The organism is Herpetosiphon giganteus, assembly GCF_016907925.1.
Classification (GTDB): domain Bacteria; phylum Chloroflexota; class Chloroflexia; order Chloroflexales; family Herpetosiphonaceae; genus Herpetosiphon; species Herpetosiphon giganteus.
In genome coordinates, this window is sequence record NZ_JAFBCZ010000004.1 from 38,732 (window position 1) to 52,021 (window position 13,290).

13 protein-coding genes and 2 tRNA genes are annotated in these 13,290 nt (G+C 51.1%); 10 read left to right on the plus strand and 5 right to left on the minus strand.

Going from position 1 to position 13,290, the window contains the following annotated elements; translation table 11 throughout:
* Positions 1-64 precede the first annotated feature (64 nt).
* Complete coding sequence (locus JOD20_RS04550) at positions 65-2,605, minus strand: 5'-nucleotidase C-terminal domain-containing protein (RefSeq protein WP_204754129.1); 2,541 nt, start codon at positions 2,603-2,605, stop codon at positions 65-67.
* 463 nt (positions 2,606-3,068) lie between these two features.
* On the opposite strand from JOD20_RS04550, the gene JOD20_RS04555 reads away from it, so the two are divergent.
* The 3 genes from JOD20_RS04555 (at position 3,069) to JOD20_RS04565 (ending at position 5,350) form a co-directional block, all read left to right on the plus strand.
* A complete protein-coding gene (locus JOD20_RS04555) occupies positions 3,069-4,199 on the plus strand; it encodes a peptidoglycan DD-metalloendopeptidase family protein (protein ID WP_204754130.1) in 1,131 nt (376 codons plus the stop codon).
* 54 nt (positions 4,200-4,253) lie between these two features.
* The gene (locus JOD20_RS04560) at positions 4,254-4,460 is read left to right on the plus strand and encodes a hypothetical protein (RefSeq protein ID WP_204754131.1); all 207 of its coding nucleotides are present in this window, start codon (positions 4,254-4,256) and stop codon (positions 4,458-4,460) included.
* 98 nt (positions 4,461-4,558) lie between these two features.
* Positions 4,559-5,350, plus strand: a complete 792-nt coding sequence (locus JOD20_RS04565; RefSeq protein WP_204754132.1) for an E3 ubiquitin ligase family protein — start codon at positions 4,559-4,561, stop codon at positions 5,348-5,350.
* Here the strand turns inward: JOD20_RS04565 and JOD20_RS04570 are convergent.
* From JOD20_RS04570 to JOD20_RS04580, 3 genes are all read right to left on the minus strand, one after another.
* Positions 5,342-7,294: a hypothetical protein gene (locus JOD20_RS04570; protein ID WP_204754133.1), complete on the minus strand. Its 1,953-nt coding sequence runs from the start codon at positions 7,292-7,294 to the stop codon at positions 5,342-5,344. The two genes, JOD20_RS04565 and JOD20_RS04570, sit on opposite strands and share 9 nt — an antisense overlap.
* A gap of 73 nt (positions 7,295-7,367) precedes the next feature.
* Positions 7,368-7,655 (minus strand): hypothetical protein, encoded by a 288-nt coding sequence (locus JOD20_RS04575; RefSeq protein ID WP_204754134.1) that lies wholly within the window; start codon positions 7,653-7,655, stop codon positions 7,368-7,370.
* Between the two features lie 89 nt (positions 7,656-7,744).
* Positions 7,745-8,140: an acyl-CoA thioesterase gene (locus JOD20_RS04580; RefSeq protein ID WP_204754135.1), complete on the minus strand. Its 396-nt coding sequence runs from the start codon at positions 8,138-8,140 to the stop codon at positions 7,745-7,747.
* Positions 8,141-8,323: 183 nt separating this feature from the next.
* On the opposite strand from JOD20_RS04580, the gene JOD20_RS04585 reads away from it, so the two are divergent.
* The 7 genes from JOD20_RS04585 (at position 8,324) to JOD20_RS04615 (ending at position 12,354) form a co-directional block, all read left to right on the plus strand.
* Complete coding sequence (locus JOD20_RS04585) at positions 8,324-8,875, plus strand: DnaJ family domain-containing protein (protein ID WP_204754136.1); 552 nt, start codon at positions 8,324-8,326, stop codon at positions 8,873-8,875.
* Between the two features lies 1 nt (position 8,876).
* Complete coding sequence (locus tag JOD20_RS04590) at positions 8,877-9,794, plus strand: cation diffusion facilitator family transporter (protein WP_204754137.1); 918 nt, start codon at positions 8,877-8,879, stop codon at positions 9,792-9,794.
* 228 nt (positions 9,795-10,022) lie between these two features.
* Positions 10,023-10,099, plus strand: a tRNA-Asp gene (locus JOD20_RS04595).
* Positions 10,100-10,133: 34 nt separating this feature from the next.
* Positions 10,134-10,210, plus strand: a tRNA-Asp gene (locus JOD20_RS04600).
* 59 nt (positions 10,211-10,269) lie between these two features.
* Complete coding sequence (locus tag JOD20_RS04605; RefSeq protein WP_204754138.1) at positions 10,270-10,605, plus strand: hypothetical protein; 336 nt, start codon at positions 10,270-10,272, stop codon at positions 10,603-10,605.
* A gap of 55 nt (positions 10,606-10,660) precedes the next feature.
* Entirely contained in the window at positions 10,661-11,701 is a 1,041-nt protein-coding gene (locus tag JOD20_RS04610; RefSeq protein WP_054534300.1) for a sensor histidine kinase, read from the plus strand.
* 11 nt (positions 11,702-11,712) lie between these two features.
* Positions 11,713-12,354: a response regulator gene (locus JOD20_RS04615; protein WP_054534299.1), complete on the plus strand. Its 642-nt coding sequence runs from the start codon at positions 11,713-11,715 to the stop codon at positions 12,352-12,354.
* A gap of 87 nt (positions 12,355-12,441) precedes the next feature.
* Here JOD20_RS04615 and JOD20_RS04620 read toward each other — a convergent pair whose 3' ends face one another.
* Complete coding sequence (locus JOD20_RS04620; RefSeq protein WP_204754139.1) at positions 12,442-13,173, minus strand: hypothetical protein; 732 nt, start codon at positions 13,171-13,173, stop codon at positions 12,442-12,444.
* Positions 13,174-13,290: the final 117 nt, after the last annotated feature.

Consider the following 13,290-nt stretch of genomic DNA (forward strand, 5'->3'; position numbering starts at 1 on the left):
TATTAAAACAATACCGCTGAGTGACAAACACTCAGCGGTATTGTAACGCGTTTTAGCAAAAGCTTTATTTACCAACAACTGGCAGATAGAGTTTGTTGTTGACCACAGTCACGACGAAGGTTTGCTCGAAGCTATCTTCGCCATCATCAACCGTTACGGTGATGGTGGTTGTGCCAGTTTGGCCTGCGGCTGGAGTCAAGGTCAATGTCCGTTCAGCGCCAGTGCCCTCAATTGTGATATTGGCATTTGGCACCAAAGCCGTGTTTGATGATTCAGCAGTAACCGTCAGGTTATTGACGCTATCATCAACATCGGTCAAGGTAAACAAAATTGGGCCAAGCGTTGAATTGATGGTAATCGTTTCATCAACGAAGCTTGAAAGCTCAGGCGCATCGTTGACCGCGTTGACCGTCAATTGCACTGTGCGCGTTACCGTGCTCAAGCCATCGCCAATCGTGAAGGTCAGGCTGGTGTTGCCCGAAGCATTCAATGCTGGCGCAATGGTAAAGGTACGGGTGTAGGCATCAGTGCCAGCAGTCACCACAATATCGCCATCGGCAACCAAATCTTGGTCGCCAGAAACGGCAGTAATCGTAATATCGCGAGCTGCGGTATCGTTGTCGATCGCCCCAACCTGAACCGTGACTGGGGTATCTTCATCGGTGGTTACGCTGGTTACGTTGCCGGTAGCGTTTGGTTTGTCGTTGACCACAACCACAAAGGTATCGCTAGCTGAGCCTTGGCCAGTGACCCGCACCTGAATCGTTGCCGTGCCATAGCGGCCAGCAGCAGGCGTAACCGTGATGTTGCGCGTCGTGCCCGTGCCAGTAATCGAAATATTGGCATTTGGCACTAAAGTGACGTTCGATGAGGTTGCAGCCAACGTGACCGTCGTCGTATTGGGGTTGGTGACAAAGCGTGGGTCGACAATTTGGAAACTCATCGGCCCAGTCGTGCCATTCTCGACCACAATGACATCAGCAATATCGTCGATTTGGGTTACGTCAAGCAAGCGATCTTCAATGGTTGGCATAATTGGCTGATGCTCATCGATGTATTCCAACACCACATCGGCCATAACCGCTAAGGTCGTGCCTTTACCATCGTTCAGCATGGTATAGCCGTCGCCACCAGCGTTGGTAAAATCGTTGGTTGCCAAGGTGTAAATCGAGGTCGTGTTTGAAAGCACCTGCGTGCCATCATTCAAGGTAATCGATTGGACTTGTTGGCCAATCGCCTTCGATGAATCAAAGGTTACTTTGAAGCCCGAAACTTGGGGGAAGCGACCATTTGCGCCAGGCAAAGCGCCCAAGCCAAATTCCATCACTTGCCACAATTGGCCACCAGTTACGGTGCGGGTTACAACGGTATTGCCAAATGGCAGCACGGCGTAAATATCACCCAACACCAAATCGTAGCTTGGGCCAGCTGGATAGCCAACGCTCGCGCGGCGCAAGTTGCGGTTCATTGGGGTATACGATGATGGCAAGGTATCGCGCAAGCCACCGCCATTGGTAAAGGCGATTTGGGTGCCATATTTCTCGCGCATTGCATCGGTGACTAAATTGCCCAATGGCACTTCGGCTACCCGTTCGACGTTGTTGCCACGGGTGTAGAAGCCATGGCTCAAACCAATTGGCGTATCAAATTGTTGGGCCAATTGCGCACGATAAGGCACCAACATCGCTTCGATTGCCGCATCTTTGGGCACATTCGCGGTTGGCGTTACAAAGGTAGCGCTCTTGTTGGTTACCGTTTCGGTGGTGGTATCGTAGGTCAAATTAACCTTCAGATACTGCAAACCTTTGCTCTTATTTTCGGTAACCAAGGCACCGTTGATCGTATTTTGGAAGTTTAAGTCGGTGTGATCGCCTAAGATCAAGTCGAAGCCAGTCACGCCGTTAGCAAAATCGATCAATGGCCCTTGATTTGGGGCGGTAATCCCTTTGTGGGTAATCACCACAAATACATCAGCACCAGCTGCCTCGGCTTGAGCCTTGGCATTCATCGCCGCATCAATCGAATCGGTAATTTGAATTGGCCCAAAATTGCCTGGCTTCACCAAGCTTGGGGCTTCTTCGTTTACCAAACCAATGACCGCAACTTGCACACCTTGGAATTCGAAAATTTTGTAGGGTGCTACGCCCGTCAACACGCCAGTGGTGTTGATCAAGTTGGCGGCTACATACTGGAAGGGAATCCCGTTGTTGTAGCTTGAGCCAGGGGTTAATGGCGCGGTTGGCGAGCCAGCCAATTCGATCATCTGTTGCAAGTGGCCAACGCCACGGTCGAAGTTATGGTTGCCAAAGGTATTCACCTGAATACCCATCATGCGTTGGGCCAACACTGCTGGCACTTCGTCAAACATCCCCGAAAGTGGCGGCGTAGCGCCAAAATCATCACCAGCGGTCAAGGTAATGGTGTTGGGGTTCGCAGTGCGATCAGCATTCCAATAGGTTGCAATTGTGGAAGCGCCCCCAGCCGCTGGCGTACCACTTGGGTCGAGTTGCCCGTGCCAGTCGGAAACATTCAAGAGTTGAATGTCGACGACTGCAATCGGCGCGGCACTGGTCAAGGTTGAGCTAAGCGGAACAAGCGCACTCAAGATGGCGCAGAGAGCAACAAGGACAAGCAGTTTTCGTTTCGTCATAGGCCATGAGATGACAGAGGTTTGGCACCTTTGCCATCGTTCCCCCTTTCGTGGAGCGACAATGATCTAAATATGAGCGTTTTGGCTGATCTGACTCAGTATATTGTACTCGATCTTAATAGCAGAGCAACTGTTAGAAAACTTTAATTAGAGGTTAAATTTGGGTTATCTTGACTAATAAAAGCTAAATATTTGATGAGAAACGCCATATGCTCTAGGAGCGCTTTCAAAATCAATTATGAGAAAAATTTGCTCTGAACTAGGCCTAATCGTAGCTATTTTTTAATCTTTCTGGCCCCGAATTATGTTGACGAGATCTGCAAGCCTTGGTATCCTCCCTCGCCGATACACCATGCATTGTGTATTGCATCCTTGTCTCGATGGTGGCTCCATGTTGAGCCTGTTTTCTGGAGGTTCCATGGTGAAGCGGACACTGCGCTCGGTTTTGTTTGGGTTTATCGGGGTCGCGGTGTTACTGGGGTTTGCCCAATCGGCACAGGCCGAAGGCAAGCCAACGTTCTATCTACCAACACCACCTGGTCAAACATGGGAAGTTATCCAAGGCTATAACTGCGGAACACACGATAGTTGGGGTCGGCTCTCGTTCGATTTGGTCAATACCGAAGGCGATACCTACGGAGCACCCATCTATGCAGCCGCAGATGGCACAATCTTTTTCTGGACAGGCCGCTCTGGCTCGCTGATTCTCTCACACGGCGATGGCTACTACACAATGTACTCCCACTTGTCATCGTGGATCGAAGCGCCAACTGGTACTTCGGTCAAACGCGGTCAGTATATTGGTAATGCAGGTGCGACCAATCCCTCACCCACAGTTCCCCATTTACACTTTACCGTATTCCGTGGCGATGGTCCATACGCCTACAATCGCCAACCGGTCGCTTTAGCCTTTGCTGAAGGCTATAACTTCCCGGATAATGGTGGCTGTAATCAATATGCTGGGAGCTTATTAACCGCCAATGGCGAGGCCGATACGATCGCTCCAACTTTAGAGTGGTCTGGCCCAGCCGAACGCACATGGGTTAATAGCGGGCGGCTCGATTGGAACTTGAGCGATAATCAAAGCATCCAAGGCTTTAGCCAAAACTGGGATGCACCAGCAGCCAGCGATAAGCCGCAATTCGCCGCCGAAACAGGCTACCTTGATCTGATCGCAGGTCAACATATCGCCAATGTTACGGCGTGGGATGCAGCCGGCAATACTGCAAGCTTCCAGCGCGAAATTTGGTTTGATCCAACCGCGCCCAGCCTGCCAACCACCACTGTTACCGAGAGTCTCACCCTCAACGGCAGTCAAAGCAGTTTGGTGCTCAATTGGCAAGCTGCCAGCGATGCAGATTCGGGCCTGCGCGGCTACCAACTCTACTTCGGTACTGATCCGCAAGGCACGAGCGAATGGTTTGTCGCCGAACAACAAGTTGATGTTGGCTTGCGCGAACCAGGCCTCTACTACTTCCGCATTCGCAGCGAAGATAATGCCCATAATTTCAGCGAATGGACGACGCTGCAAACCGTGCAGATTAATTAAAGCTCCAACTATTCCACCCAATTTATAGCGTATAGCCGCGCAGTTGAAAGTGCGTTGGGCTATACGCTATTTTTCACCCCACATCTAACCCAGCCCACCGATTTTGCTGAACGCGATTTTGTTGCTCTTAATGTTCAAGCAACAGCCTTGGGAACGCAGTATCAATTTTGGGCATGGGTTGAAACCAGCGGCGTGCATTATTTTGCAATCACCGTGGCAGCTGATGGCACACTTACAACTGAATCAAGTTTTAGCCGTTAAATCCCCCCAAAGGTGTTGAAAGTAAGAATTGAGTGTCATTGCACAGCCAATCAATGACCTTTATACTCACGTTACTAGCCTTTGGGAGGATCGCTGATATGGTGTTCTTTGGGATCATCTTGCTGATCGCTGCTGTCATCTGCTTCTTCTTCGCTCGCAGTCAATCCAACAAACTGGCCGATCTGAATGCCACCGACACCTACACCACCACAATGCTGCATGACCTGCATAAAAAGGTTGTTGCAACGCTCGGGGCTGAAGCACTTGCCGAACCCTGCGAAATCGAAGGAACCGTCAGTTGCGATAATCCATTGGTCGCCCCGATTTCTGGCAAAACCTGTATTGCCTATCGGTTTTCATTAACCCGCGAATATAGCGAGGTTGTGCACGATACCGATAGCGAAGGCCGCAAACGAACTCGCACCCAAACTGGCAGCGAAACCATCAAAACCGAGGAAGAATGCGCCTATTTCTGGATCAATGATAATTTTGGCAAGGCCTGGGTTGACCCAACTGATGCTGAAATTGAGTATGTAGCAGGTCAAAATATTTTGCTGCCTTCGCCAGATAAAGCTTCGATTCTGCAATTTGGTGATTTTGAATTTTCTGCTCCAGCCTCAAATAATGGCGCTCGCCGCACGACCGGCTATCGTGCGCAAGAAGAACTGTTTACCGATGATGGACGAGCGTATATTCTTGGCTGTGTGGTTGATGACGAAGGTGAACCAACCATCGCGTACCGCGATAAAAAGCTCAAACGTATGCTTGTTAGCCGCCAAACTGAACGTGAATTAGCCAAAAGCGCCGCCGGATGGTCACGTAACTTGTATTATGGCGCTGCTGGCACAGCCATCGCTGGCATCATTTTCACCGTAATGGGTTTACTTTAAGCTGCCATAGACCCGTAAAATTGGATCGATCGCGCTGAGGTGGCTCAAAGCCCATGCCAAACAGACTGCTTGAACTGCCTCAGCCAGCCAACGACTACCTCGCGGCCAGCGCCACGCCTGCCCGCGCAACCATTCCAACCAATACGCGCCCAATACCAACAACAATGGCACAATCGGCAAATAAAAGCGATCTTTATTCCAAGTCAGGGCAATAATGGGAATGTAGCACAAGCTCAGCCACGCCAACAAACTCAAACGGGCATCAGCGCGTTTCAGCAATGCCAAGCCCAGCCCCAACAGCATCAATAACCCAAAGGGCCAGATAAAAATCGTGTGCAAGGTGAAGCTGAAAAATTGGCTTAAATTCGCTTGCCAATGGCCAAACAACCCATAAGGATCAAAGGCCACAATATCATAAAGCCCGGTTTCGCTGGCGGTCGTTGCAATCGCCTCGGGGCTAGCAGCAGCCACCACCGGATCAACCCGATTGTAGGCGGCTTGCCAGATATTTTCATATTGTTGCGAAAAGAAGGGTCGCCCTGTATCACGAATATCAAGCACCCACTGCGGCGCAGAGCCAAGCACAAATCCCGCTACCAGCAAGGTAGGCGCAAACAAACGCCCCAAACGCTGCGGCCAACGCGGCGGCGCGGGCAGCGCTTGCAGCCACAACCAAGGCAACACCAACACCATCATCACAATCGATTGAAAACGGAATAAATAGGCTACGCCCAAAAGCAAACCAGCGAGCACAACCCGGCGTTTGCTTAGCGCTGGCTGCCAGAGCAATACCAGCAAAGCCGCCAAAAAAGCTGGCAATTGCACACTATCGCTGCTTGCAACCACCCCAAATGCCAGCAACAGCGGAGTTGCCAAAGCCAAAACCAAGCCTAGCAACGCACCCCGCAAGGCCAAAATGCGGTAGGCAATCAACGCCGTCAGGATCAAGGTTATAAGGATGCTGATAAAACCCGCCGTCTGGCCAATCGCCAACTGATCGCCATCCCAGAGCAGGCCAAGCCATAAAATCAGTGGAAAGCCAAGCGGATAAAAGGGATGCGCACGAAAGACCGAGGCCGCTGAGCTGCCATGATTCGAGTGCCAGCCAAAATCAGGCCCTTGCACCAGCCACCACTTGCGCGAAAGCAGCATCACAATTGCTGCAATCCCAATTAAACCAAGCACTGGCAGCGCTTGCCGCCAGCCTTGCCAAGGCCAATGCAACAGGGCCAACGCTGCCAACGGCAAAATAAGCAAACTTGGCGCAAAGCGAATTGGCCACCAAACCGCCTGATCATTGGCCAACCAAGTCAAGCCGCCGAATAGTAAGCTCGCTCCAATTGCTGCCGCCGCCAACCACAGCCAAGCCTTGCGCTGTTGCGGCCTGATCAAAGCGGTTAAACTCACCACCAAAGCCGTAATCCAAGCAAATGGCAACAGCGAGACGCGGCCCGCTGGCGACCAACTGAGATTTTGCAAAACCACGCCCAAAGCTCGTTGATCGCTGCCTTCAAGGATTTGTAACTCGCTGCTGAGGCTCAGTTGCTGATCGCTCGCCCAACGCAGCCAATTCAATGAGGCATCTGGCTGCCAGAAAATTTGATAATAGCGCGGCGCATTGCTAACTGGTAAATTCAGCACTTCATGGCCAGCAGCATTAAGTTGCACCAGCGTTGTGGTTACTGGTGAAACGAGGGTTAAGCCAAGCATATAGCTCGTATGGGTGGCGGGCGTGCCAATAATGCCTTGGCCGTTAGTCCAGCGATAGGCTCCCAACTCTGAACGTTCTTTGGTTTGAAAGCCTTCAACCAGCCATGGCGAATCGGTTTTGCCGCCAATCGTAATTTGGGCTGGTTTGCGTTGTAGCACCCAAACCAAGGTTATGGCTAAACAAAGGGCTAAAATAGCCAGAAAACTGCTAATTTGAATAATTCTACGCTGCACGATTGGCCAATCCTTGTCACCTAAACTAGTTCAGGCCCATCGTAGCATATGCGCCGCAATTCAAGCAATTCAGCTATTGCTTAATCCATTGGCTGCGTAAACGCTGCATAACTTGGGCTTCGTAGCCCAATAATTCACGGGTAATCAAGGCCATGCGGGGCTGCAAATCGTTCAGCGAGCGCATTTGATGCAGCATTTGCTTGCCCAAGCGCTTGCTCACATTGGTATAGATTTGTTCGAACATGCCATAGCTTTCGGGCAGTGAATGCGGCTTGATATTCCAGCCACATTCACACCATGGCAAATAGGCAGCGTTGAGCGCAAGCTGACGCTGGCACTGGGGACATGCTTGTTGCTGCATAACTCTCTCTCATCAATCAGAAATCGACATTGAGCTAGCGCCAGTCTAACGTAGCCGCTAGCAACCACAATCAGACATACGACCGAGATTTAAGCGCCTTGATAGGTGGCAACCTGCTGGCGAAACGAATCGGGAATTGGCACCGAACGCTGGCTTTTGAAATCAAACCAAATCAATTCGGTCGAGCCTTGGGTCACAATTTCGTTGCCGCGCTTGAGGGTATACAGCATGGTAAAGCTTTTCGTGCCAATTCGCGAAACTTCCACGCTGCCCTGCAATTGGTCGCCGAAAAAGACTGGCATGAGGTAGCGCACCGTCGCCTCGCCCAAAATAAACGGCACGTCGGCCAACTCCACCGCACCCAATAATTCAATTGCAAACTGTAACCGCAGGGTTTCAAAATAGGTCAAATAGACAGCATTATTGACATGCCCCAGCCCATCCAAATCGCGAAACCGTACTTCGATTGGATATTCAAATGCCATCGATGCCCTCCAACCAGCCAAATAGGCATAAAATTTGGCCTATTGTAACAAATTTCTCAAAATAGTGGGCTTGTTGATAACCTTGTCTTTCGCAAATCTTTGTGATATTCTGCACATAGCTGTAGCAAGGGCAAGCGCATGGGGCAATTGAACGAGCGAGCAGCGTCACAAGGGGGTTTTAGCATGAGCGACAATCCATTTCTTGACCGATTTCGTGAGCAAAGCCGGACAGCAGGTAAAGTCAAACCAGCAACACCAACGCCCGAAACACCAAGCGAAGCAGAAAAACCCAAACGCGGCCCATCGCTCACTGCTCAACGTGCTGGCTCAATTGCCGAACAGCGCATTCAAGCAGCCATGGAAGATGGCATGTTTGATAATTTGCCCGGCGAAGGCCAGCCAATCGATTTAAACGACGATATGTATATTCCCGCCGAGATGCGCATGGCTTTTCGGGTGATGAAAGGCAATGAGCAAGGCTCGCCATGGGGTTCTGCCCAACACGATTATAATAACCACATGAATCGCTACCAGATTTGGTTGCGCAATAATCGTGAAACATGGGCAACAACCAGCTTCAACGAGCAAGAACGGCTGCGCCAAGAGTTGCATATTTGGGTGCGTGATCTGAATACGATCATTCATCAACTCAATGCCATGGTGCCCAACGACACGTTGCGGGTTGGCCTGGTTGTCTATGAACGTGAGTTGCGGGCCTTAGAAAGCGCCTTATAAGATGTTAAATGGAAAACAGCGCTATGCTTTATTATCAATTGCTGCTGCATGCATCACGATTGGGTTGAAGTTTGGCGCATATCTTTTGACCGGATCAATCGGGCTTTTTTCGGATGCTGCTGAATCAGTTGTTAATTTAATTGCCGCCATGATGGCCTTGTGGATGTTGACCATCGCCATGCGCCCGCCCGATCACGACCATGCCTTCGGCCATACCAAAGCTGAATATTTTGCTAGCGGCTTAGAAGGCATGTTGATTATGCTCGCTGCGGGTAGCATTATCTGGACAGCCTGGCCCCGCGTTTTAAATCCGACCGAGATCACACGGCTCGATCTTGGCTTAGGACTTTCGATCTTGGCCACCGCCATCAATGGTGGCGTTGCGTGGATTATTATGCGGGCTGGCAAACGCCTGCGTTCAATCACCCTGCAAGCTGATGCCCATCACTTATTTACCGACGTATGGACAACGGTTGGCGTAATTGGTGGGATTTTACTAACCAAAATAACTGGCTGGCTCGTACTTGACCCATTGATTGCTATCGCTGTAGCCTTGCATATTATCTGGATTGGCTTTCGAATTCTGCGCGAATCGGGCTACGGCTTGCTTGATAGCGCCCTATCCGACGACGATCAAGCAGTAATTGAAGATATTCTGGCGCGTTATCGCCAACGGGGCTTAGAATTTCATGCGCTGCGCACGCGCGTGGCCGGTCCACGGCGCTTTGTTTCGTTGCATGTGCTTGTACCAGGCTCGTGGAGCGTGCAAAAGGGCCATGATGTTTGTGAAACAATCGAGTTGGCGATTGCCGCAGCGCTGCCTGATAGCCATGCCATCACCCATCTCGAACCCCTCGAAGACCCAGCCGCTTGGGATGATGAAGGCTTAGATCGAGTTAATCACGAGCCGATTAATTGAGCAAGTGAATCCCCTCACCCCCAGCCCCTCTCCCACAAAAACGCGGGCGAGGGGGAGCACCAATTTTCTCCACAAATCATGTCATGCAAAAACCACGGCCTTAAAGCCCCTCTCCCGCTGAGCGGGAGAGGGGCTGGGGTGAGGGCATGCTCCCCCGCTGCATTCCATTTGCAAAAAAAACGAGTCTGTGGTAGTATATCCCCGTTGTCGCGAGGCAAACAAAAACGCGGGCTCGTGGTGTAGCGGCCTAACATGCCACTCTGTCACAGTGGAGATCGGGGGTTCGAATCCCCTCGGGCCCGCCAATTTTTATCTGCCAGCGCAACAACAACCTGATCGGGGCTCGTGGTGTAGCGGCCTAACATGCCACTCTGTCACAGTGGAGATCGGGGGTTCGAATCCCCTCGGGCCCGCCAGACGATACGGACGTAGAACACTCTACGTCCGTATTTTGTTTTAGCACTGCGAGGATGATGTGCTACGAACAAAAATGCGCTTTGTTACGCTATTTTGGCTTGCTGCTGCCTTGATCGCCAGCGCAGCCGTGATTAACGTGTTTTGGCAGCCATTTTCATGGGCGTTGCTTTTGCAAACGATTGTGCATAGCTGTGTGGCTGGATTAATCGCGGTTTATGCTTTGGCAGTGCAACGAACGCCAAATCACCATCATCGCTATCGGCGCAGCCTGCGCGATTTGCTGAGCCTGCGCTTTAGCTGGATGCCATGGCAGTTTGCCCGATTGGCCTATGCCTTAGTTTTGCTTGGCTGCGCAGCAGGGCTTGGGATCGTTCTGCTGATTCTATTGGGCTAAAATCTAGGGCTCAATCTTGATTTAAAAGATTGATGGTTGATGATACAATACAGCTATGCGACGGATACCACTGATTTACCAGATTTTAATTGGCAATAGTGCAATAGTTTGTTTGGGCGCAATCGCTGGCACGGCAATCACGCGCCGCTTGGCAACAACCGAAGGCCTGACCTTGACGGTTGTTTTTTCGTTGATCGGTGTTGTGCTCAGCGTGGCGGTCAATTATGTGGTGTTGCGGGTGGCCTTAGGCCCACTCACCAATCTGCAAATTGCCGCCGAACGGGTTACCGACGGCGATTTGAGTGTGCGCGTGCCCCAAACCAGCGCTGGCGATACCCAAATTGCTCAACTTTCGCAAGCCTTCAATGCAATGCTTGATCAAGTTGAGGACGACACACGGGCAATCGAGCGTTCGCGTGCCTTGACTGAGCGCCTAACTCAGCAAGTTATCAACGCGCAAGAAGAAGAACGGCGACGGATCGCTCGTGAATTGCATGATGATACAGCGCAATCGCTGGCAACCTTGGTGATCTATGCAGAAACCGCCGCCCAAAATCCACAAGCGCAGGCAGTTCGTGAACGGTTGATTGGGTTACGCGATTTGGCAGGAAATACACTCGAAGGCGTGCGCACGATTATTGCCGATTTACGTCCATCGCAACTTGACGACCTTGGCTTGGCTGCCGCCGTGCGCGCCCAAGCAGCCGAACGTCTAGCCCATCGCGGCATTCGGGTTGATGTGCAGGTGCGGGGCGAGGAACGGCGTTTGCCCTCAGCCGTCGAAACTGCACTCTATCGCATGCTCCAAGAAGCATTCAGCAATATTGTAAAACACGCTCAAGCCTCGTATGTTGAGGTCGATATTGACCTCACGAATCCCCAAATTGTACGGGCGAGGGTTGAAGATAATGGCGTTGGCTTCGATCCCAATACAATCAATCCCGAGCGTGATGGCCGTGGGGTCGGCATGTTCGGCATGTATGAGCGGATTAACCTGCTCGGCGGAACGATGGTGATTGATAGTGCTCCAAGCATTGGCACCGAATTGACAATCACCGTTCCCCTAGAGCCAGTTACCCAAGCCAGCGCCGCCTAAAGGATTGTGCTATGGCAATTGCCGAAATAACAATTTTATTGGCCGATGATCACGCCGTGATGCGCGATGGCGTGCGCATGGTTTTGGAAGCTCAGCCCGATTTTCGGGTTGTAGGAACGGCCAACGATGGAACTGAAGCTGTCGATCTGGCCGATGCCTTGCACCCCGATTTGGCGGTCTTGGATATTGCCATGCCTGGCATGAATGGCCTCGCCGCCGCCCGCGAGATTCGCTCGCGCTCGCCAGAAACCAAAGTCATCTTTTTGAGCATGCACGAAGGCGAGGAATATCTCAAGGAAGCGCTGCGGGCTGGCGCAACTGGCTATGTGCTCAAACGCGCCGCCGCCACCGAGCTGGTTTCGGCGATTCGCGCAGTGCAACGTGGCGATTCGTATCTCGACCCCGCCTTGATTGCCAAGCTCAATCAGTTGGGCGATAGCGATACCGTGAAGTTTGCCGATTTGACCGAGCGTGAATTAGAGGTGTTGAAATTGGTTGCCGAAGGCTTGACCAACCGCCAAATTGCTGCCCAATTAGTCATTAGCGTCAAAACCGTGCAAAGCCATCGCACCAATATTATGGAAAAACTCGACCTCCACGATCGCACCGACTTGGTTAAATATGCCATTCGCCGCGGCATGATCGAGCCATAGCCAAGCCTTGAGAAGCGAGAGCCGAAGGCCCACGCAGCAATTTGTTTCGCCCGAAACCTTACCAAACCCGCGACCTAGAAACTCAAACTAACATTCAGGAAAACCATCTTCCGGAAGCGGCTCAAAGCTGATATCGGGTATCACTCCATCGACTCCCTTCAACGGAATAGTTGGTTTATTGATTGTCTTCCGATCTTTTATGATAGCCGCTCGTTCTTTCTCAGTGATAATCTGTTCTGCAACAGCTACTCTGAGGTAGTTGTTAAGCAAACCACCAGATTGGTTATTGCCGAAATTGCCAAGTTTTGTTGCCAAAAAAATCTGACTTTGATGATATGAATACGGTATTCGACAGCCAGATTCTGTCTCAGGGAGAGGGTTTGGGATCATGGTTATCAGGGCAACAACGCGCCCAAATCCTTCGTGCGATGTTCGGATTATCAGCGGCATACTCGTAAACCCATCACCACGCACACGGATTGTGTCCGATACGGGAAAGACCGCCTGCGCACTGCCATCCACCGTCAAAGAAATAGTGACTGATACAGTGGTTGCAGCGTTAAAGGTCGAGTAAAAATCGACAGTTCCATAGGCTAGTCCATCAATTGACGGCGTTGATGATCTAAGATTAATTGCGGCATACACATAATTCATCCGCAATGCTGGCGAAGTGTTAATTACATCTGCCCCATCACTCTCGGAATGAGGTACTAAGTCTGGCGCTAATGAAGTGGCTGGCTGGGTCTGAACGGACAAGCTCCAACTGACGAGCATGAGCAGCAAGCAGCTGGCAACGCTGAACCGTGCAACATTAATCACAGAATCCTCCCATGCATAGAGCTAAAGTCTATGCAAAGAACGAAGGATTCTCATTTTCAGTTCCCAAACAGCATAGATGCTACGCCAAATTAATAAACTATTCTCGGTTAAGCACTC

Coding starts and splice junctions, on each gene's coding strand:
- JOD20_RS04580 (WP_204754135.1), bottom strand. CDS start 8,140: ATGGCATTTGAATATCCAATCGAAGTACGGTTTCGCGATTTGGATGGG.
- JOD20_RS04565 (WP_204754132.1), top strand. CDS start 4,559: ATGGTGTTCTTTGGGATCATCTTGCTGATCGCTGCTGTCATCTGCTTC.
- JOD20_RS04610 (WP_054534300.1), top strand. CDS start 10,661: ATGCGACGGATACCACTGATTTACCAGATTTTAATTGGCAATAGTGCA.
- JOD20_RS04590 (WP_204754137.1), top strand. CDS start 8,877: ATGTTAAATGGAAAACAGCGCTATGCTTTATTATCAATTGCTGCTGCA.
- JOD20_RS04585 (WP_204754136.1), top strand. CDS start 8,324: ATGAGCGACAATCCATTTCTTGACCGATTTCGTGAGCAAAGCCGGACA.
- JOD20_RS04615 (WP_054534299.1), top strand. CDS start 11,713: ATGGCAATTGCCGAAATAACAATTTTATTGGCCGATGATCACGCCGTG.
- JOD20_RS04575 (WP_204754134.1), bottom strand. CDS start 7,655: ATGCAGCAACAAGCATGTCCCCAGTGCCAGCGTCAGCTTGCGCTCAAC.
- JOD20_RS04555 (WP_204754130.1), top strand. CDS start 3,069: ATGGTGAAGCGGACACTGCGCTCGGTTTTGTTTGGGTTTATCGGGGTC.